Raw genomic sequence first — 20,100 nt, forward strand, 5'->3', positions numbered from 1 at the left:
TTCTACTTAAATTTATTTACCAATCTCTAAAGCCTTTGTAAGCATGGATTTATTCGCATTAAATACAGTTATATTAGCCTCATAAGAACGAGTAGCCGACATTAAATCAACCATTTCTTTTAATGGATCGACGTTAGGCATGTTTACATAACCATCTGCATTTGCATCTGGATGAGTTGGGTCATATACAAGTTTGAAAGGTGTTTCTTGATCTTCTGAGATTCGAGTAATTTTCACACCATTACCAACACCACTTTTTGCATTTTTACCTAGTGCTATATTCAAAAAATTAGAAAATTGTCCTTCTTGTGCTGACAGCGTCACGGACTTACGTCGATATGGTTCCCATTCCCCATTCACTTGACGAGCGCGAGTTGTATCCATGTTAGCCATATTAGAAGAAATAACGTCCATACGTAAACGCTGCGCTGTTAATGCGGAGGCAGTGGTATTCATCCCATGAAAAATAGACATCTATTACTTACCTCCTTTAATAACGGTATTCAATGTGTTTAATTTCCCATTAACACGATCGATTAGCGCATTATAATAAATTTGATTCTCTGCTAATTTCGCTTGCTCAGCATCCATATCTACAGCATTCCCATTGTTTCTATATCGCAAGTTCTCAACAATATTGACACCTGGTGTAGATTGTCGAAACGTGAAATCATAATGTCTATTATCAGTGCGGTATGCAGAAATAGCTATGCTCTTCTGCTCTTCCAACATATCCTTAAAACTAACATTTTTCGCCTTATAATTAGGTGTATCGACATTCGCGATATTATTTGCGATTGTTTTATGATTTAAAGTGGCATAGGAAAGTCCATTTTCCAGGCTACTAATAGTTCCTCCAAATAAATTCAAAACTGTTCACCTCATTTTATTTAAAATCTATGTACTTGTTAATTTATCCAATAATACAATTGTAATTAAGATGATACCTAGTGTCTATTGTCTTTTGTCACTTTTTAATAGTCTATACGCCCTATTTTTTCTCCCTCTTAACCATGACAAAACTTCCCCATCCTTTGTGTCTCTAGGCTTCAGTAAAGATTATTAATCATCTAGTTATTTTACACCATTTCGACAGTGTTTACGATTTTATTGTGAAAAATGCCTTTTTATGAGGTTAATCGCCTTTTTTAACCCTTTTAAATAAAGGTCCCTTTTTACTAGATTGACCACTAAGGGGGTATTTTTTATACAGTGACTATAAGTTTATTCACCATTCTTCAAAAGTAACATATCAGCATTTTTTATATGCTAATTGTAGTGACAAATTATCGAACATTTTTAGGATAAAAGCAACGATATCCATGTTTTTATATTAATTCTCTACAAAATAAGTGCCCTAAAATTTCGAAAATACACAAAAAAGCGTCTATATTTACCATAGACACCACCATTATTTTGAAAAACAATACATTATACGAAAGATGAAATCAGCTTTCATTCCACCCTACCGGCTTGCCACTATACTTCTTTCTCACTCAGTTTAAAGTACAAAACTACTGCTCTGTTTAAGGTCTCCCTTTCTCACATGGGAATCAATTAGCCTTCTACTCCACCGTTCTACATTAAAAGCAAAAATTACAATCACTAGTCTGAAAAGTCACTTTTCCTCATGTTCGACTAACAGATTCATTGTACACTCCTCTGGATTGGACGATGACGAAACCTAAAGCACCCCTCACCTTTCTAAAAGGTCTTTTTCAACAACATAAAAAGCGTCTATGTTTACCATAGACGCTTTCATTAGCTTCTTAAAAGAAGTATTTATTTCATTTTAATTTCTGCTAAAGCATTTAAGAATTTATCGTTTAGTACTTTAATATAAGTACCTTTCATGCCTAAAGAGCGAGATTCAATGACACCCGCTGATTCAAGTTTACGTAATGCGTTTACGATCACTGAGCGTGTAATACCCACTCGATCAGCAATTTTAGAAGCAACTAGTAAACCTTCATTACCATCAAGCTCTTCAAAAATGTGTTCAATTGCCTCTAACTCACTGTACGAAAGTGAATTAATAGCCATTTGCACGACAGCTTTGCTACGAGCTTCTTCTTCAATTTCTTCCGATTTTTCACGTAAAATTTCCATACCAACTACCGTTGCACCATACTCAGCTAAAATTAGATCATCATCTTCAAATTGTGAAGATAAACGAGCAAGGATTAATGTGCCTAAACGCTCACCACCGCCAACGATTGGTACAATTGTTGTTAAAGCATTTTGGAATAAATCTTTATTTTCTACTGGGAAAGCAGTATGTTCATTATTAATATCTAAATTTGATGATGTTTCAGAGATCGTAAATAAGCTATGTGTGTATTCTTCTGGGAACTGTCTCTCTTCGAACATTTTTTTCATACGTTCATTTTCAATTTGTTGGTGAATTGAAATACCTAATAATTTACCTTTACGACTTAAAATATAGACATTACTATCGATAATGTCGCCTAATGTATCGGCCATTTCCTTAAAGTTTACTGGCTTACCAGCAGAAGCTTGAAGCATCGAGTTAATTTTACGTGTTTTTTCTAATAAATTCATTATATGTTCCTCCTATAAATAATCCGAAGAGTATTTACTAAATATTCTAAAGGTTTTTACTATTGAATGATACTAATCAGCTTTATCTTACAGTATAAACTGTGACAAATCTTTGTTTTTTACTATTCCCGCAAGTTTTTGATCCACATACGCCGCATTAATCGGGATACTCGCTGGCGCAATCTCAGATGCCTCAAACGATAGTTCTTCCAGTAAACGTTCTAATATCGTGTGTAAACGACGAGCTCCGATATTGTCTGTTTCCTGATTCACTTCAGTTGCTATCTCAGCAATTCGTTCAATAGCATCTGTTGTGAAATGAATTTCTACGCCTTCTGTCTCTAAAAGTGCTTTATATTGTAAAATTAATGATTGATCTGGTTCTTGTAAAATACGGACAAAATCCTGTTTTGTTAATTTTTCTAGCTCTACCCGAATTGGGAAACGGCCTTGTAACTCGGGAATTAGGTCTGATGGTTTTGACATATGAAATGCCCCAGCAGCAACAAACAGCATATAATCCGTTTTCACTGCACCATACTTCGTAGTGACCGTAGAACCTTCTACAATTGGTAAAATGTCACGTTGAACTCCTTCGCGAGAGACATTCGCCGAAGTATTTCCTTCTTTACTAGCAATTTTATCGATTTCGTCAATAAAGATGATACCCGTTTGCTCAGCTCTATTAATGGCTTCCTGTGCTACTTCATCAGCATCTATCAGCTTATTTGCTTCTTCTATTGTTAAAATACGACGCGCGTCTTTTACTTGCACACGGCGCTTTTTCTGTTTTTTAGGCATTAAACTAGAGAGCATATCCTGCATACCGCTATTCGCAGACATATCCATCCCAGTTCCTTGTAAGGCATCAAAAATGGATGGATTTTGTTCTGTTACCTCTACAGTAACCCACTCATTTTCTAACTTACCATTGCGTAAATCAATGGCAATTTGAGCACGCTTCGAGCGAACTTCTCCATCATCTGCTGATGAATCATCATTTGTCGGTTGTTCTTTCCCACCAAATAGCATTTCAAACGGATTTTGCATCGCCTGTTTTTTACGTAAAGAAGGCACCAAAAGTTTCACGATTGCTTCATTTGCTAATTCTTCTGCTTGTTCCTTGACAGACTCCATCATTTCTTCTTTAACTAGACGGTGAGAAGCTTCTACCAAGTCACGAACCATTGATTCAACATCTCTACCCACATAGCCTACTTCGGTAAACTTTGTCGCTTCAACTTTTACAAAAGGTGCATTGGTAAGCTTTGCAATCCTTCTGGCTATTTCTGTTTTACCGACACCAGTAGGCCCAATCATCAAAATATTTTTCGGAATAACTTCAGCCTTCATATCTTCATTTAACAACGAACGACGATAGCGGTTTCGTAACGCAATAGCTACTGCTCGCTTAGCTTCATTCTGCCCAACAATGTAACGATCTAAATGCTCAGTAATTTGTCTTGGCGTTAAATTTTTTTGTGTCATTAGTTCAGCGCCTCCACGATAATATTATGATTTGTAAATACACAGATCTCAGCAGCTGTTTCTAGTGCCGCTTCAGCAATTTCACGAGCAGTCATTGTTTCACCTGCATATTTTTTTAATGCTCTACCCGCAGACAATGCATAATTGCCCCCAGAGCCAATGGCCAAAATACCATCATCAGGTTCAATCACTTCTCCTGTACCCGAAACGAGTAATAAAGTCGTTTTATCCATTACTAGTAGCATCGCTTCGAGCTGACGCAGCATTTTATCACCACGCCATTGCTTCGCTACCTCAACGGCTGCACGTTGCAAATTACCATTATATTCATTTAATTTGCCTTCAAACATTTCGAAAAGTGTAAAGGCATCCGCAACTGAACCTGCAAAACCAGCGAGGACCTGCCCATTAAACAGACGTCTGACCTTCCTTGCTGTACCCTTCATCACAACTGCATTTCCCAATGTTACTTGGCCATCACCAGCCATAGCACAGCCTCCGTTATGATGAACCGCAAATATCGTTGTTGCATGAATTTGTCCCATCTGCCTTCCTCCTTAGCTCTATTATGCCCTTGGATGAGCATTCATATATGTTTGACGAAGATGCTCTTTTGTTACATGTGTGTAAACTTGTGTAGAAGATAAATGTGAGTGACCTAATAACTCCTGCACCGTCCGTAAATCTGCGCCATTATTCAATAAATGAGTAGCAAAAGTATGGCGAAGCATGTGTGGGTAAATTTTTGTATGGAGTGAGGCCTTGTCAATCATTTCGTTTAAAATATGACGTACCCCTCTAGGAGTAAGTTCCCCACCACGCATATTGACAAACAACTGCAGATGATTCGTTTTTTTCATCAATCGTGGACGAGCTTGCTCTATGTAGTCCTGCATTGCTAAACTCGCAAATTGACCAAATGGAATGATTCGTTCTTTTCGACCTTTGCCCATTACTCGTATAATCGAATAATGAAAATCTACATCCTCTACTTGAATTGAAGTCAGTTCACTCACACGAATACCTGTTGCATATAACAGCTCTAATATAGCTAGATTTCTTAATGATTTCAAATCATCACCAGTATTCGCATCAAATAACTGTTTCAATTCCTCTTCGTAGAAAAAATTAGGTAAACGTGATTCTTTTTTCGGATGATAAAGCGAACGAAAGGCTCCGTCATCTAATCCGTACTGTCTATTTAGAAAGCGAAAAAAGGAGCGTATTGAGGAAATTTTCCTTGAAATAGAAGCCCTTGCCCTTTTCTCATCGTACAACTTTGTTACATAAAGACGTGCATGTATATATTCAACACTTGCTAAATCATCGATTCCCTCCGTTTGTAAAAAGGTTAAAAAATCTAGCAGGTCTGATTCATATTCTCGCACTGTATGAACAGAGAAGTTCTTTTCAACTTGGATGTAAAGCATGAACTGTTCGAGTGCTTCTTGGGACGAAACTAACACAGAAAGATTCACCACCAATAATTTATTAATAATTTTCTTAAATGACTGACACTTGTAATATAACGGATATACAATCCTTTGTCATCTCTTACAAGTTTGTATCGTTTTCCTGATCATTAATAAACATACATATTGACACTAAACCTATCTTCATAATATAGCAAGTGTAAATAGTTATATTTTGAGAAAAACTTCATACAAAATAATAAAATACGTCTAATTAAGCATTTTGTCTACAAAAAGAAAAAGCCTCTAAGAGTATAACAACTTTTAGAGGCTTTTGGCAATTAAATTGTTTGTGAATTCACAAAATTTCGAATTGTGCTTATTGCGCGTGTTGCATGCATTTCCGCACGCTCTGGCTTCGAACGACGACCAGGTGGTAAGTCAGGGAAGATGCCGAAGTTTACATTCATAGGCTGGAAGTTTTTCGACTGTGCTTCTGTTATATAACGCGCCATGCTTCCTAATGCCGTTTCGAATGGGAAAATAATCGGCTCTTGTCCTAAGGCTAAACGAGCTGCATTTATTCCTGCAATTAATCCACTACCTGCTGATTCAACATAGCCTTCTACACCAGTCATCTGACCTGCAAAGAAAATATTCTTTTGCTCACGAAGTTGATATGTTTTTTCTAAAACTTTCGGTGAATTAATGAAGGTGTTTCTGTGCATGACGCCATAGCGAACAATTTCTACATTCTCTAACCCAGGAATGAGCTGTAGCACTTCCTTTTGTGGCCCCCATTTTAAATGCGTTTGGAAGCCTACAATGTTGTAAAGCGTGCCTGCTGCATCGTCTTGACGAAGTTGAACAACTGCATATGGACGTTTTCCTGTTTTTGGATCCTCAAGACCTACTGGCTTCATCGGACCAAATAACATAGTTTTCTCTCCACGGGCTGCCATGACTTCAATTGGCATACAACCTTCAAAGTAAATTTCTTTTTCAAATTCCTTCAATGGTACAACTTCAGCTTCGATTAATGCTTGGCGGAAACGATCGAATTCTTCCTTTGTCATAGGACAGTTTAAATAAGCCGCTTCCCCTTTATCATAACGAGATTTTAAATAAACTTTATTCATATCAATACTATCTTTTTCGATAATAGGAGCTGCTGCATCGTAAAAGTATAAATAATCTAAACCCGTTAAACCTTGAATTTTTTCAGCTAAAGCTTTTGAAGTTAATGGTCCTGTTGCAATAACTGTAATACCTTCTGGAATTTCTGTGACTTCTTCATGAATAACCTCCACAAGTGGATGGTTTTTCACAGTTTCAGTTACATACCCTGCAAATTCGTGACGATCTACTGCTAAGGCACCTCCAGCAGGTACTGAACATTGGTCTGCTGCCTTTAAGATAACAGAATCTAACATACGCATTTCTTCTTTTATAACGCCTACAGCATTTGTTAACCCGTTTGCTCGCAATGAGTTAGAACAAACAAGTTCTGCAAATTTATCCGTATGGTGCGCTGGTGTCTGCTTTACTGGACGCATTTCATAAAGTTTAACTTTTATACCACGCTTAGCAATTTGCCAAGCTGCCTCACTACCTGCCAGCCCTGCTCCAATTACATTTACTACTTGTTCAGTCATGTTTCTTACCATCTTCCTATCATTGAGTTGGTGCTTCTTCATAGTCACACTTCGTACATTGAATTTGCACACCTTTTTTTATCTTTTTCTCTACTAATAATGCACTACATTTTGGACATGGTCTATTAATCGGCTTGTCCCATGAGACAAATTCACATTCAGGATACTGATTGCAACCATAGAATAGACGCTTTGTTTTACTTTTTCGCTCCACTATCTCGCCCGTTTCACAGGAAGGGCATTTCACACCAATAGGCTTCATAATCGCTTTTGTATTTCTACAATCAGGGAAATTAGAACAAGCCATAAATTTGCCATATCGTCCAAGCTTATAGACCATTGGAGATCCACAAAGCTCACAGTCTTCCCCTGCAGGCTCATCTTTAATGACAACCTTTTCCATAGCTTCATCCGCATGTTTTACATGGACTTCAAAGTCTTTGTAAAATTCCTCCACGACTTTTTTCCATTGTCGATTGCCTTCTTCAATATCATCTAAATCTTGTTCCATTTGTGCTGTGAATTCGATATTTATGATATCTGGGAAAAATTCTAGTACGAGTTGGTGTACGATCTCTCCTAGCTCTGTTGGCATAAAGCGTTTAGCATCTAATACAACATAGCCACGGCGCTGAATTGTATCGAGGGTCGGTGCATATGTGGACGGGCGCCCAATTCCTAGTTCTTCCATTGTTTTAACAAGTCGCGCCTCAGAATAACGTGGTGGTGGCTGTGTAAAATGTTGTTTAGGCTCAATTTCGAGCGATTTTACTTGATCACCAATTTCCATCTCAGGTAAAAGTTTTGTCGTCTCTTCAGTTTGATCATCAGTACCTTCAATATATAGTTTCATAAAGCCTGCGAATTTAACTTGTGAGCCGTTTGCACGGAATAAAACATCACCATTTTGAAGATCTACAGCTACAGTATCAAGTACTGCTGGTGCCATTTGACTCGCAATAAAGCGCTCCCAAATTAAACGATATAAGCGTAGCTGATCACGGCTAAGTACTGCCTTTAATTCATCTGGTGTGCGCATTGTACTTGTTGGGCGTATTGCTTCGTGCGCATCCTGTGCATTTGAAGCTTTCTTTGTTTGTTTTATATCTGTTGCAATGTATTCTTTTCCATATTTACCCTCAATGTAAGTAACTGCTTCTGCTTTTGCCGTATCAGAAATACGTGTGGAATCGGTACGCATATAAGTAATTAACCCGACTGTTCCCTCTTTTTTTCCAATATCTATACCTTCGTATAATTGCTGAGCTAGCATCATGGTCTTCTTAGCACGGAAATTTAATTTTCGTGCTGCTTCTTGCTGTAAAGATGATGTTGTAAAGGCTGGTGCAGCATTACGCTTACGTTCTTTTTTCGTTACATTGACAACATCAAAGTTTGTTCCTTTAACATCTTTTAAGATTGCCTTGACTTGTGCTTCATTTGTTAATTTTATTTTGTCTTTACCATTTCCATAGTAAAGGGCATCAAATGATTTTTTTCCCTTTTCAAACGTTCCTTCAATTGTCCAATATTCTTCAGGTTGGAAGTTTTTAATTTCATTTTCACGATCAATGATCATGCGTAGTGCTACAGATTGTACTCGACCTGCCGATAAACCTTTTTTCACCTTTTTCCATAGAATCGGGCTAATGTTATAACCAACAAGTCGATCCAATATACGTCTTGTTTGCTGCGCATCTACTAAATCCATGTTAATTGGACGTGGATTTTTAAAAGACTCTATAATTGCATCTTTAGTAATTTCATTAAATACAACACGACAATCTGAGTGAATATCAATATTTAATGCAGTCGCAAGGTGCCAAGCAATTGCTTCTCCCTCGCGGTCTGGATCGGCTGCTAGATAAACTTTCTTTACTTTTTTAGCTGCAGACTTTAATTCCTGTAACACAGGTCCTTTACCACGTATCGTAATATATTTAGGCTCGAAATTATTTTCCGCGCTAACGCCCATCTGACTACGTGGAAGATCCCGTACGTGTCCAACCGACGCTTTCACTTTATATTTCTTTCCTAAATACCGTTCAATTGTTTTTGCTTTTGCTGGTGATTCTACAATCACTAAATAATCCGCCATCTATGTCTCCCCCTTAGCGAGGTCTATTACTAATTTTTTAAGTTACCTGTTGCAAAATGTATAACAGATTTTAAGATAATGCAACTTTTTTTCAATTTTTGTTAGAAAAGAGGTCTAATGTTTCAAGGATTTGATGACCATTCACTATGGGAATTGCTCCTTCAAAAAGCAATTGATTTGTCCCTTTTGATTGCGTTGCGTCTATAGGTCCTGGCACCACAAACACATCTTTTCCTTGCTCTAATGCAAGCTCTGTTGTAATAAGCGTGCCACTTTTTAATGCCGCTTCTGTCACAACTAATGCTTGAGATAAACCACTAATGATTCGGTTACGCATTGGGAAATGCCATTTTTCAGGCTTCATATAGGGAGGATATTCTGTCATTAATAACTGTTGCTCTGCCATTTGCGTAGCGAGAATGCGGTTTTCTGATGGATAGAGATAATTAAAACCATGTCCAAGCACAGCTATTGTATGACCGCCCATATCGATAGTCGCCCTATGTGCCATTGTATCTGCACCTCTTGCAAGCCCACTAACAACCGTATAATCACGTTGAATAAGCGGCGGAACAATTAAGTCTATCGCTCTTTTTGAATACGCTGTCGCCTTCCTAGAGCCTATAATAGCTATCTGTTTTTTGTTTGTTAACAGGGAATATTGACCTTTCACATACAATACAGTAGGTGGACTTGATATTTCAAATAATTGCGCCGGGAAATAAGGATGATAAAACGGGATGGGGAATATATTAGCCCGTGCATAGGCCTCTTCAAGTGGTGTTGTCATAATTTGTCGAAAGCGCTGAGAAAGTTGATGTGCTTTTTGTGCCGATATTTGTAAAACTTTTGCGAGGTCGTCATAATGAATGTCTTCAAAAGAGCTTAAAATATTCACAGGGGACAACAATTGCTGAAGTTTCTGTAGTGGTAATGGGTACACATAATGTAAGGCTAGTAATCTCTGCGTATCTACTGCGAGAATCATTCAATAAACCTCCTTTTATAATAGAAGAAATTAAATGACCGCATGATAATTTTCAACACAACATTGCATTATTTTTTATAACATCTGCCACAAAATTGTTGATTTCTTCATCAGTAAGTAGGTAATTGTTGAATGAAGTATGATAAACAGTGTATAAATAATGAAAAAGATGTAGCCATAATGGCTACATCTTCCATTTTAATGGGTTTTACACTTTTCGTATAGCCCTTTTTCTTTAATTACTTTAATCAATGTTTCACCAATTACAGAAGGTGTTTCTGCAACTTCAATACCAGCTTCGTTCATTGCTTTAATTTTCTCCGCTGCTGTTCCTTTACCACCAGAAATGATAGCACCAGCGTGACCCATACGTTTGCCAGGAGGTGCAGTTTGTCCACCAATAAAGCCTACAACAGGTTTTGTCATATTTGCCTTAATCCATGCCGCTGCTTCTTCCTCAGCTGTACCACCGATTTCACCAATCATAACAACTGCGTATGTTTCTGGATCATTATTAAAGGCTTCAAGTACATCAATGAAGTTTGTACCGTTGACAGGGTCTCCACCAATACCTACTGCAGTTGTTTGACCAATTCCAGCTTGTGTTAATTGGTGTACTGCTTCATATGTTAATGTACCAGAACGAGAAACAACTCCTACATGGCCTTTTGTATGAATATAACCAGGCATGATACCAATTTTACATTCATCAGCTGTAATAACACCTGGACAGTTTGGACCTACTAGTCGAGTGTTTTTGCCTTCCATATAACGTTTAACCTTAACCATATCAAGGACAGGAATATGCTCTGTGATACAGATTGTTAATTCTAATTCAGCATCAACAGCTTCTAAAATTGCATCTGCCGCAAATGGTGCAGGTACATAGATAACTGAAGTTGTAGCACCTGTTGCAGCTACAGCTTCTGCTACTGTATTGAAAACAGGAACTCCCTCGATTTCAAGTCCACCTTTACCTGGTGTTACACCTGCTACGATTTTAGTACCATACTCAAGCATTTGCTTCGTATGGAAAAGAGCTGTTTCGCCCGTAATCCCTTGTACAATTACCTTCGTATCTTTGTTAATAAATACAGCCATTGTTCTCCCTGCCTTCCTTAGCCTACTAGTCCCACAATTTTTTGTGCACCGTCAGCCATTGAATCCGCTGCAACGATGTTTAAACCAGATGCATTTAAAATTTCTTTTCCAAGCTCAACATTTGTACCTTCTAAGCGTACAACTAATGGCACAGCTAAACCAATCTCTTTAGCAGCCGTTACAACACCTTCAGCAATAATGTTACACTTCATAATTCCACCAAAGATGTTTACGAAAATGCCTTTTACGTTTGGATCAGAAAGGATAATTTTGAAAGCCTCTGTTACTTTTTCAGCTGTTGCACCGCCCCCTACATCTAGGAAGTTAGCAGGGCTTCCGCCATAATAACTAATTGTATCCATCGTTGCCATTGCAAGACCAGCACCGTTAACCATACAGCCAATATTTCCATCTAATGAAATATAGCTTAGGTCATATTTTGAAGCTTCGATTTCTTTTGCATCTTCTTCGTCAAAATCGCGTAATTCGACAATATCCTTATGTCGATATAATGCATTGGCATCAAAATTGAATTTAGCATCTAATGCTACTACTTCGCCTTGTCCAGTTACAACAAGTGGATTAATTTCTACAATTGATGCATCTTTGTCGATAAATGCTTGATATAAGCCTAACATTAATTTAACAGCTTTCCCTACAAGGTTTGCTGGAATATTCATATTAAACGCCATACGACGTGCTTGGAAGCTTGTTAATCCAACTACAGGATCCACAACTTCTTTGAAGATTTTTTCTGGATTTGTTTCTGCTACTTCTTCAATATCCATACCGCCTTCTTCAGATCCCATCACTGTTACACGAGATGTGGCACGGTCTAATACTAGACTTAAATAGTATTCTTTTTGGATATCAGAACCCTCTTCAATATACAAACGTTTTACTTCTTTTCCTTCTGGACCTGTTTGATGAGTCACTAAAATTTTTCCTAATAACTCTTTTGCGTATGTGCGCACCTCGTCAAGGTTTTTAGCGATTTTGACACCGCCTGCTTTACCGCGTCCACCTGCATGGATTTGCGCCTTGACTACTGTTACGTTTGAGCCAAGTTCCTTCGCTACTTTTACTGCTTCATCAGGGGAAAAAGCAACTTTTCCGTTTGGTACAGCTACACCATATTTTCTCAGAATCTCTTTCCCTTGATATTCATGGATATTCATAATACATCCTCCCATCAAACATTTGCATAGAATTGTTTTACTAACATAGACTATTCTAACGAAAGATTCTGATAAAGTCTACACTTTGTCTTTAGTTCGAATTTTCTCTCTTATTATGACGTTTTTTTCTATTTTGTGTACTAAAACAGCTTGTAAAAATAATCAGAATAATTCATTTTTTCTATATTTTTGCGCATGTTGCTGATCCAAACGATAAATAAATGCGAAAACTTCTGCTACTGCCTGATATAATTCTTCAGGAATAGACTCATTTAAATCTAATTGACCAAGTAACTGCACAAGGTTAGGATCCTCATAAATCGGCACATTATGCTCATTTGCTCTTGCCAAAATGTTCTCGGCAATTTTCCCTTTTCCCTTTGCTACAACAGTGGGACTATCAAATTGACCAAGCTTATACGTAAGCGCAATTGCCTCTTTTCGAGTAAGTTTTTCTTCGCTCATACGCGGATATCCACCCCACTCTGCTCCTCTCGCTGTTCTACTACAGGACCTACTTTTTCCGTTTGCCCTTTATCAAATTGTTTAATAAACACACCTGAAAGTTGATAATTTTTTTCAGCCAGTCCAATTTTTAAAGCAGCCTTCAACGGCTCAGCAAGTGATTGAATTTCCGAATTTTCATTAAAGACCGTTACTGTGACAACTCTATTTTGAACCTGCATATCAATCACTGTTTCTTGCATAGATGCCATTTGTAAATAAAATAATACGCGTGCATAGTTAGCATCAATTTTGCCATTATCTTTCATGCGACCATTCCATTGTAAGGTTGCATCCATCTTCTTGCCAAAAAATTCAAGTGGAACTTGCATGATGAGCTGATGTTGGTGACCATTTTCTCCTGAAGATAGCTGCATTCCATTCATACGCGTCATAAGCATCTCTGCCGCTTCCTTCATTTGAGGTGGTATATTAGTTTCCTGCAATAATGTATGGAGTTGTGGCTTTAGCTGATGCGCAATCATGTGTAAATCAGCCGACTTGTTTCCGAGTGTAGCCTCATAGCTAATGCCTAAATTTTTCAACACCGTTTTAAGTGCATGTTCCATTGCTTTACTATCCATCGAATTTTGTACTAGTGCATCTGCTTGTGTCACAATTTGCTGTATAAATGGTTGCGAAGAATTAATACTATTTTTCACCAGATTGCGCATGAGTGCCTCAGTCTGTGAAGGAGAATGGGCCTCTTGTTTAAATAGGGATAACAAATGATCCTTCATCGAAAGTGTGTGGGCATCTTGTGTAAACAAACGATCAGCTGTATTTTGAGTAAATGCTTTTAATAGCTGATCCTGCATTTGTTTAGCAAAAACATCTAGCGTTTGTTTTGATACTGGTAACTGATTAAAGCGTTCCACCAGCTGATTGATTTGCTGTTTTTGCTCATTTGTTAATAAATTTTGACTTTCTGTCCATGATTTAAGCTGTGCCACCAGTTGACTAGCATTTTCTGGCTTTGTAGCAAGAATGGTTTGAATAACTTGACCAGCTTGCTGTATTGGCTGAAAGGCTTTTGCTTCATTCATCTTTGACCAGTTTTGTAATGTAGCCTGCTGTGGAAGAATTCCCGACTCTTTTAGCATTGATAAAGCTTGCATTTTTTCATTCATTGTCGCAGCACTATTCGTTAAACTTTGTAAAAGCCTTGCAAGCACTGCACTGCCTGTTTCTACTTCAAAGGGCTTGGCAATCGCTTGTACTTGTTGCATTAAATTTTGCCTCAATGACTCAGATAGGGTTGTATCCTTCGCTAAAAGCTGAGCAAAGTTATCCATGATAGCGGTCATCCCAGATGTCTTTTGACCACTCATCAATGCTTGAAACACATCGTTTATCATAGGCATTTTAAGCTCTATCATTTTTTGAATGGTTTGTAGAGCATCTACTTTGGATATACCCTCTGGCAAGGCCTTTAACCACATTTCTGCTTGCAGCATTTGTTCTTTAGAAATGGGTAGCTGTGCTTTCATAAAATGCCCTAATAATTGCTGCATCTCTGGTGATTTAGGCAAATTCATGGAATCTAACAACTGATTAATTTGCTGACTTGGTGTAGATGCCTGCGCCATCGGTCCAGTCACTATTTTCAATTCCGTTTGTGGATTTGTCCCTGTTACCTGAAAGAAGTGGGCATCCCCAGCTTTTAACGGCACTTCGAGTTTAGCTATAAATTTTTGATTACCTACTTGGATTTCTGCCATTTGATCTGGATATAATTGCTTAATTGTTCCGTGAAATACTTGACCTTGTTTTAAAGCAAGTGGTTGATTTGTCGAAGTCATTGCATTTTGCTGCAATTGAATTGGATTAAATGATGTGGCTGTCATATACATACTCCTTTCATCAATTACTCCTTCGTGTAATTGTCTACCGTTTTTTAGCTTTATGAAAACATAGATTTTATTGGTTCAAATGATTTACGATGGTGAATAGTTGGTCCAAATTCTTCTAACGCTTTTAAATGTTGCTTAGTCCCATACCCTGCATGTTGCCCAAAACCATACATTGGAAATTCCTCGTCTAATTGCTCCATATACTCATCCCTTGCCGTTTTAGCTAAAATGGATGCGGCTGCTATCGCTAAGCTCTTAGCATCTCCTTTTATAATCGAATCTTGAGGAATTGTAATAGGCAAAGTCATTGCATCTACTAAAACAACATCGGGCTTCGTTGACAATGATTCAACACTTACCTTCATAGATTGTTTTGTTGCCTCATATATATTCAGTTCATCAATTTGTTGGGCAGATTGAAAATGAATAAAATAGCTTATGGCATGCTCTTTAATTAATGTAGCAAAGCCGTTTCGTTTATCCTTCGATAATTGCTTCGAGTCATTCAGACCAACAAGTGCCTCACAATTTGTCGGTAAAATTACTGCTGCCGTTACGACTGGTCCTGCTAGTGGTCCTCTTCCTGCTTCATCTACACCCGCAATAAATGTATCTGTTCCCCCATAACTTAAATCAAATGTAACTTTTTTTTGATGCTCTTGCAGTAATTGATGTTTTTTATCTTGTCTCTTTTGCCAAGTTAGCCAAGCCTTTTGTACACCTGCTCTTTCATCGGCTGCAACTTCTTTCATCCAATCTTGCCATTCCTCAGCAGCTTTCAATGCAGTTGTAATTTCCTTAATGGTTTTCATTGTGTACTCCTTCTTGCTTCTATTCATTCAAACTATATCATGGTCAGTTCTTATGTAGTCTCTTTAACTTGAAAACTATTTTCCTCTCTATAGTCATTATCGGTTAAAAAATGTATTCCTAAAAGAAAAACTGTCACAAAAGAACGCGTGACAGTTTTAAATACTTATAATTGTTCAGTTTCCTTTTCTAACTGCTCATCCACAAAATCAAAGGTAAGTTTACCTAATTGTAATCCACGGATATCTCGAACAATTAGTTGAGCTACTTGATCATAATCTATTTCTCCACCAGGACCAAATACACGACGCAGCTTACCAATATGGTCAAAAGTATCCACTAACTCCTCATGGATAAACTCAAGACCGTAACGCTCCTCCATACGCTTTGGATAATGATTAGATAAGAAGCGTAACCCATAGACAGCTAGGTCTTCCATATTTGTAATAGTATCCTTAATAGCACCAGTTAAAGCTAATTTAAAGCCTACTTCTTGATCCTCAAACTTCGGCCATAAAATACCTGGTGTATCCAATAGTTCAAGCTCTTTACCAACTTTGATCCATTGCTGTGCCTTTGTCACACCTGGTGTATTGCCTGTTTTAGCGATATTTTTTTTCGCTAATCGATTTATCAATGTAGATTTTCCCACGTTTGGAATACCCACAATCATGGCACGAATAGCTCTAGGCTTCATTCCTCTTGCTTTCATGCGATCAAATTTTTCTTTTAAAATATCTTGTGCCGCTTTTGTGACTTGCTGTAAGCCCTTGCCCTCAAGTGAGTTAATGGCTACTGCTTTATGGCCACGCTTTGCAAAATACTCTACCCATTTCCGTGTTTCTTGTTCATCTGCCATATCCGCTTTATTTAAGATCAAAAGACGAGGTTTTTGGTTAATGACTTCGTCAATCATCGGATTACGTGAGGATAGCGGTAAACGTGCATCTATTAATTCAAAGATAATATCGACAAGCTTTAATTTTTCAGTTACTTCACGTCGGGCTTTAGCCATATGCCCTGGAAACCATTGTATCGTCACAGCTATACCTCCTAAACTAAAAGAAAAAGGGAGTGATTATGCTCTCCCTTTCTTACATTACTTTACAATTTTTATATCACTAAATGGCCAGAAAATCAGACTGGTATTACCGATAATTTCTTTTTGGTTAACAAGGCCAATATGTCGACTGTCTTTACTATATCGACGATTATCTCCCATAACAAAGATATACCCCTCAGGAATGGTATTGCTATCCAAGGAAACATCAATGTCATTTAAGGTGAAATCTTCTGTTAAAGTGCCCTCTGTGATTTGCGCTTTATAGGCATCTAAATAGGGTTCTTCAATTGGCTCACCATTTATATACAATTGATCATCCTTATACTCTAGTGTATCTCCTGGCAATCCAATTACACGCTTTATGTAATTTTTTTGTTCAGGTGCATGAAATACAACGATATCAAAACGTTTAGGCTCACCTATTTTATAACCAATTTTATTCACAATCATTCGGTCGCCATCTTCAAGGGTTGGCATCATGGACTCTCCATCAACTGCAATGGGTGTAAATAAAAAATATCGAATAACTGCAGCAATCGCAAATGCAATTAATAGTGCTTTTGTCCATTCCCATAATTCATTTTTTTCTTTCACTTGTTTTTCCATTGAGAATTGCCCCCTTGTCTAACACCATTTTAGATGATAGTCAATAAAGATGACAAGCAAAAAGAAAAGAGGCTTGAACACAAGCCCCTCACTTTTAAGTCATAATTATCGAATTTCTTTAATACGAGCAGCTTTACCACGTAGGTTACGTAGGTAGTAAAGTTTAGCACGACGTACTTTACCACGACGTACAACTTCTAAGTTAGCGATTTTTGGTGTGTGTACAGGGAATGTACGCTCAACACCTACACCGTAAGAAATTTTACGAACTGTGAAAGTTTCGCTAATTCCGCCACCACGACGTTTAATTACTACACCTTCGAAAATTTGGATACGTTCACGAGTACCCTCTACTACTTTCACGTGTACCTTAACAGTATCACCAGGACGGAAAGTTGGTAGATCAGAGCGAAGCTGAGATTTTGTAATTTCTGCAATAATGTTTGACATTGTTTTCTCTCCTTAGACAGATGCTCATGCACGCAATCTATGCCACAGCGGAACACCGTAATTCAGTACTCCACATAGAAGTACAGATTAGATGTTATCATAAATAGATTCAGCAATCAAGCATCTAGACGATTGTTTTTTAGTTTTTCTAGATACAATTTTTGCTTGTCTGTTAATGGGTATTGCTCCAGTAAGTCAGGACGGCGCTCAAAAGTTCTCTTTAGCGACTGTTCCTCTCGCCATTGCTCGATTTTAGCATGATTCCCCGATAATAAAACATCAGGTACCTTCATGCCACGGAACTCCGCAGGACGTGTATAATGTGGATGCTCAAGTAGACCCGTTGAAAAAGAATCCTGGATATGAGAATCCTCTTGTCCTAAGACACCAGGTAACAATCTCACTACGCTATCAATAACAGTCATAGCACCTAGTTCCCCACCTGTTAAGACAAAATCGCCAATAGAAATCTCGTCTGTCACGAGATGCTGCCGTATACGCTCATCATAACCTTCATAATGACCACATAGGAACACTAACTCTGTCTCCTGCGCTAGCTCCTCTGCTTTTTTCTGGGTAAATCGTTCACCCTGAGGACACATTAATATGATACGTGGCTGTTTCCCTGCAGTTATAGCCTCTACTGCACTAAACATTGGTTCAGGCTTTAATACCATACCTGCACCTCCACCATATGGATAGTCGTCAACCTGATTATGCTTGTTCCCTGAAAATGTACGAATATCCGTTACCTCTAAATTTACAGCTCCCTTTTCTTGTGCCTTCTTTAAAATAGATGCACCAAAAACGCCCGAAAACATATCAGGGAACAGGCTCAATACATGAATATTCATCATAATAAGCCTTCCATAACATGAATGACTATTTTTTTGTCTATAACATCAATATCTTTCACGATATCTTCTATATAAGGGATATAATGTTCTTTCTTAGTCCCTTTCACTACCCATACATCGTTTGCCCCTGTTTGCAGGATATCTGCTACAACACCGATTGTTTCGCCCTCTTCAGAAATAACTGTGCAGCCTATTATTTCATGGAAAAAGAACTCATTTTCTTCAAGAAGATCATCACTCATTTGATCTTTTGTCACTTTCAACATGCCTTCTTTAAATGGCTCAACCAAGTTGATATTGTTCATGCCTTCAAAAGTTAATAAAATAAAGTTTTTATGACGACGCACAGATTCAATCGTTACCCAGGTTGGCTTCTTATCGTCCTTTTTAAAGGCAGCAAGCTTATTTCCTACTGTAAAGCGCTCTTCTTCAAAGTCTGTTGTCGATAATACACGTACCTCACCACGAATACCGTGCGTATTGACAATTCGACCTACATTAAACCATTCCATTCTATTTCACCTCGTAAAAACATGCTTATCTTCACAAAGCATCTGGCTCATCCCAAAAAGGTTCCGTTCTTGCAGATGTGCTTTGGAAGAATGTAGTTTTAGCTAAGACGCATTTGTCTTGTCAACAATAATATAAGCAATATCCTTTAGCTATACTCCTTATTTAAGCTTTATTTTCCACTTAAAGAGCAGTCATAGCGATATGCTGATGTTAAAAAAAGATAAAAAAAGGAAGGAACCTACAAGCTCCCTCCTTTTTCGTCCAGATTTTACGCTTTATACTAAAAGGCCACTTCGAACTCCTAAGCGACATGTAAACACACCTATCAGGACTCACTAGTACTTGTTGCAAGAGCGTGAAAATCTTTTCTATTAATCCAATATATCGACGTAGGTCTTCTTTTGATGGTGACTACCTGCCGCTGAATAAACAATTGTACGAATCGCTTTTGCTACTCGCCCTTGCTTGCCTATGACTTTCCCTCTATCCTCTGGATGAACAAAAAGTTTATAAACAATTCGATTTGCATTTTCATCCGTCTCAATACGAACTTCTTCTGGATAATCGACTAACGGTAAAACGATTGCTTCAATCAGCTGCTTCAAAGACGTCGCCCCCGATTATTTACTGAATTTTTGGTTATGGAATTTTTCCATGATACCTTGTTCTGAGAACAGGTTACGTACTGTATCTGATGGTTTTGCACCGTCAGCTAACCATTTAAGAGCTTTCTCTTCATCAATGTTTACAGTAGCTGGTTGAGTTAGTGGGTTGTAAGTTCCAACTGTTTCGATTTGACGACCGTCACGTGGTGAACGAGCGTCTGCAACTACGATACGATAGAAAGGAGATTTTTTAGCTCCCATACGTTTTAAGCGAATTTTAACTGCCATTTTAATAGCACCTCCGAATAAGTTTCACACAAGATAGTATATTATCAATGTTTAGGTTGTTTGTAAAGT

General features: G+C 37.9%; 21 protein-coding genes. All 21 read right to left on the reverse strand.

The annotated features are described in order from the left end of the window. Positions 1-12: 12 nt before the first annotated feature. The 21 genes from flgC to rpsP all read right to left on the reverse strand — a co-directional run bounded on the left by flgC (position 13) and on the right by rpsP (position 20,031). Positions 13-474: a flagellar basal body rod protein FlgC gene (gene flgC, locus QH639_RS23910; protein ID WP_054550512.1), complete on the reverse strand. Its 462-nt coding sequence runs from the start codon at positions 472-474 to the stop codon at positions 13-15. A 3-nt stretch (positions 475-477) separates the two neighbouring features. Beyond that, entirely contained in the window at positions 478-870 is a 393-nt protein-coding gene (flgB, locus tag QH639_RS23915; RefSeq protein ID WP_048391621.1) for a flagellar basal body rod protein FlgB, read from the reverse strand. 912 nt (positions 871-1,782) lie between these two features. Then, positions 1,783-2,562 (reverse strand): GTP-sensing pleiotropic transcriptional regulator CodY, encoded by a 780-nt coding sequence (codY, locus tag QH639_RS23920; protein ID WP_004229266.1) that lies wholly within the window; start codon positions 2,560-2,562, stop codon positions 1,783-1,785. An 87-nt stretch (positions 2,563-2,649) separates the two neighbouring features. Next, positions 2,650-4,050 (reverse strand): ATP-dependent protease ATPase subunit HslU, encoded by a 1,401-nt coding sequence (gene hslU / locus QH639_RS23925; protein ID WP_004229268.1) that lies wholly within the window; start codon positions 4,048-4,050, stop codon positions 2,650-2,652. Further along, on the reverse strand, positions 4,050-4,595 hold the full coding sequence (hslV, locus tag QH639_RS23930; protein WP_004229270.1) for an ATP-dependent protease subunit HslV: 546 nt from the start codon (positions 4,593-4,595) through the stop codon (positions 4,050-4,052). Before hslV ends, hslU begins: the two co-directional genes overlap by 1 nt. A gap of 21 nt (positions 4,596-4,616) precedes the next feature. Next, the gene (gene xerC, locus QH639_RS23935; protein WP_281115358.1) at positions 4,617-5,516 is read right to left on the reverse strand and encodes a tyrosine recombinase XerC; all 900 of its coding nucleotides are present in this window, start codon (positions 5,514-5,516) and stop codon (positions 4,617-4,619) included. A 287-nt stretch (positions 5,517-5,803) separates the two neighbouring features. After that, positions 5,804-7,117: an FADH(2)-oxidizing methylenetetrahydrofolate--tRNA-(uracil(54)-C(5))-methyltransferase TrmFO gene (gene trmFO, locus QH639_RS23940; protein WP_016994086.1), complete on the reverse strand. Its 1,314-nt coding sequence runs from the start codon at positions 7,115-7,117 to the stop codon at positions 5,804-5,806. 19 nt (positions 7,118-7,136) lie between these two features. Next, on the reverse strand, positions 7,137-9,215 hold the full coding sequence (gene topA, locus QH639_RS23945) for a type I DNA topoisomerase (RefSeq protein ID WP_131521905.1): 2,079 nt from the start codon (positions 9,213-9,215) through the stop codon (positions 7,137-7,139). A 91-nt stretch (positions 9,216-9,306) separates the two neighbouring features. Further along, positions 9,307-10,203: a DNA-processing protein DprA gene (dprA, locus tag QH639_RS23950; protein ID WP_237899659.1), complete on the reverse strand. Its 897-nt coding sequence runs from the start codon at positions 10,201-10,203 to the stop codon at positions 9,307-9,309. Between the two features lie 198 nt (positions 10,204-10,401). Further along, a complete protein-coding gene (gene sucD, locus QH639_RS23955) occupies positions 10,402-11,304 on the reverse strand; it encodes a succinate--CoA ligase subunit alpha (RefSeq protein ID WP_004229280.1) in 903 nt (300 codons plus the stop codon). Between the two features lie 17 nt (positions 11,305-11,321). Then, a complete protein-coding gene (gene sucC, locus QH639_RS23960) occupies positions 11,322-12,482 on the reverse strand; it encodes an ADP-forming succinate--CoA ligase subunit beta (RefSeq protein WP_036080495.1) in 1,161 nt (386 codons plus the stop codon). 162 nt (positions 12,483-12,644) lie between these two features. Continuing rightward, a complete protein-coding gene (locus QH639_RS23965; RefSeq protein ID WP_048391628.1) occupies positions 12,645-12,947 on the reverse strand; it encodes an EscU/YscU/HrcU family type III secretion system export apparatus switch protein in 303 nt (100 codons plus the stop codon). Then, the gene (locus QH639_RS23970) at positions 12,944-14,833 is read right to left on the reverse strand and encodes a hypothetical protein (protein WP_237899651.1); all 1,890 of its coding nucleotides are present in this window, start codon (positions 14,831-14,833) and stop codon (positions 12,944-12,946) included. The genes QH639_RS23965 and QH639_RS23970 overlap by 4 nt, the downstream gene beginning before the upstream one ends. Positions 14,834-14,889: 56 nt before the next feature. Beyond that, complete coding sequence (locus tag QH639_RS23975) at positions 14,890-15,651, reverse strand: ribonuclease HII (RefSeq protein WP_131521908.1); 762 nt, start codon at positions 15,649-15,651, stop codon at positions 14,890-14,892. A gap of 164 nt (positions 15,652-15,815) precedes the next feature. Next, on the reverse strand, positions 15,816-16,691 hold the full coding sequence (ylqF, locus tag QH639_RS23980; RefSeq protein WP_048391635.1) for a ribosome biogenesis GTPase YlqF: 876 nt from the start codon (positions 16,689-16,691) through the stop codon (positions 15,816-15,818). Positions 16,692-16,748: 57 nt separating this feature from the next. Next, entirely contained in the window at positions 16,749-17,318 is a 570-nt protein-coding gene (lepB, locus tag QH639_RS23985) for a signal peptidase I (protein ID WP_048391637.1), read from the reverse strand. Between the two features lie 105 nt (positions 17,319-17,423). Continuing rightward, a complete protein-coding gene (gene rplS, locus QH639_RS23990; protein WP_004269407.1) occupies positions 17,424-17,768 on the reverse strand; it encodes a 50S ribosomal protein L19 in 345 nt (114 codons plus the stop codon). Between the two features lie 116 nt (positions 17,769-17,884). Further along, positions 17,885-18,622 (reverse strand): tRNA (guanosine(37)-N1)-methyltransferase TrmD, encoded by a 738-nt coding sequence (gene trmD / locus QH639_RS23995; protein WP_066037837.1) that lies wholly within the window; start codon positions 18,620-18,622, stop codon positions 17,885-17,887. Beyond that, positions 18,622-19,137, reverse strand: coding sequence for a ribosome maturation factor RimM (rimM, locus tag QH639_RS24000; RefSeq protein WP_131521909.1), 516 nt, complete (start codon positions 19,135-19,137; stop codon positions 18,622-18,624). The genes trmD and rimM overlap by 1 nt, the downstream gene beginning before the upstream one ends. A gap of 372 nt (positions 19,138-19,509) precedes the next feature. Continuing rightward, positions 19,510-19,743, reverse strand: coding sequence for a KH domain-containing protein (locus QH639_RS24005; RefSeq protein ID WP_004269410.1), 234 nt, complete (start codon positions 19,741-19,743; stop codon positions 19,510-19,512). 15 nt (positions 19,744-19,758) lie between these two features. Beyond that, positions 19,759-20,031, reverse strand: a complete 273-nt coding sequence (gene rpsP / locus QH639_RS24010; RefSeq protein ID WP_004269411.1) for a 30S ribosomal protein S16 — start codon at positions 20,029-20,031, stop codon at positions 19,759-19,761. Positions 20,032-20,100 lie beyond the last annotated feature (69 nt).

The organism is Lysinibacillus sp. 1 U-2021 (genome assembly GCF_029916965.1).
In the GTDB taxonomy this organism is placed as follows: Bacteria; Bacillota; Bacilli; order Bacillales_A; family Planococcaceae; genus Lysinibacillus; species Lysinibacillus capsici.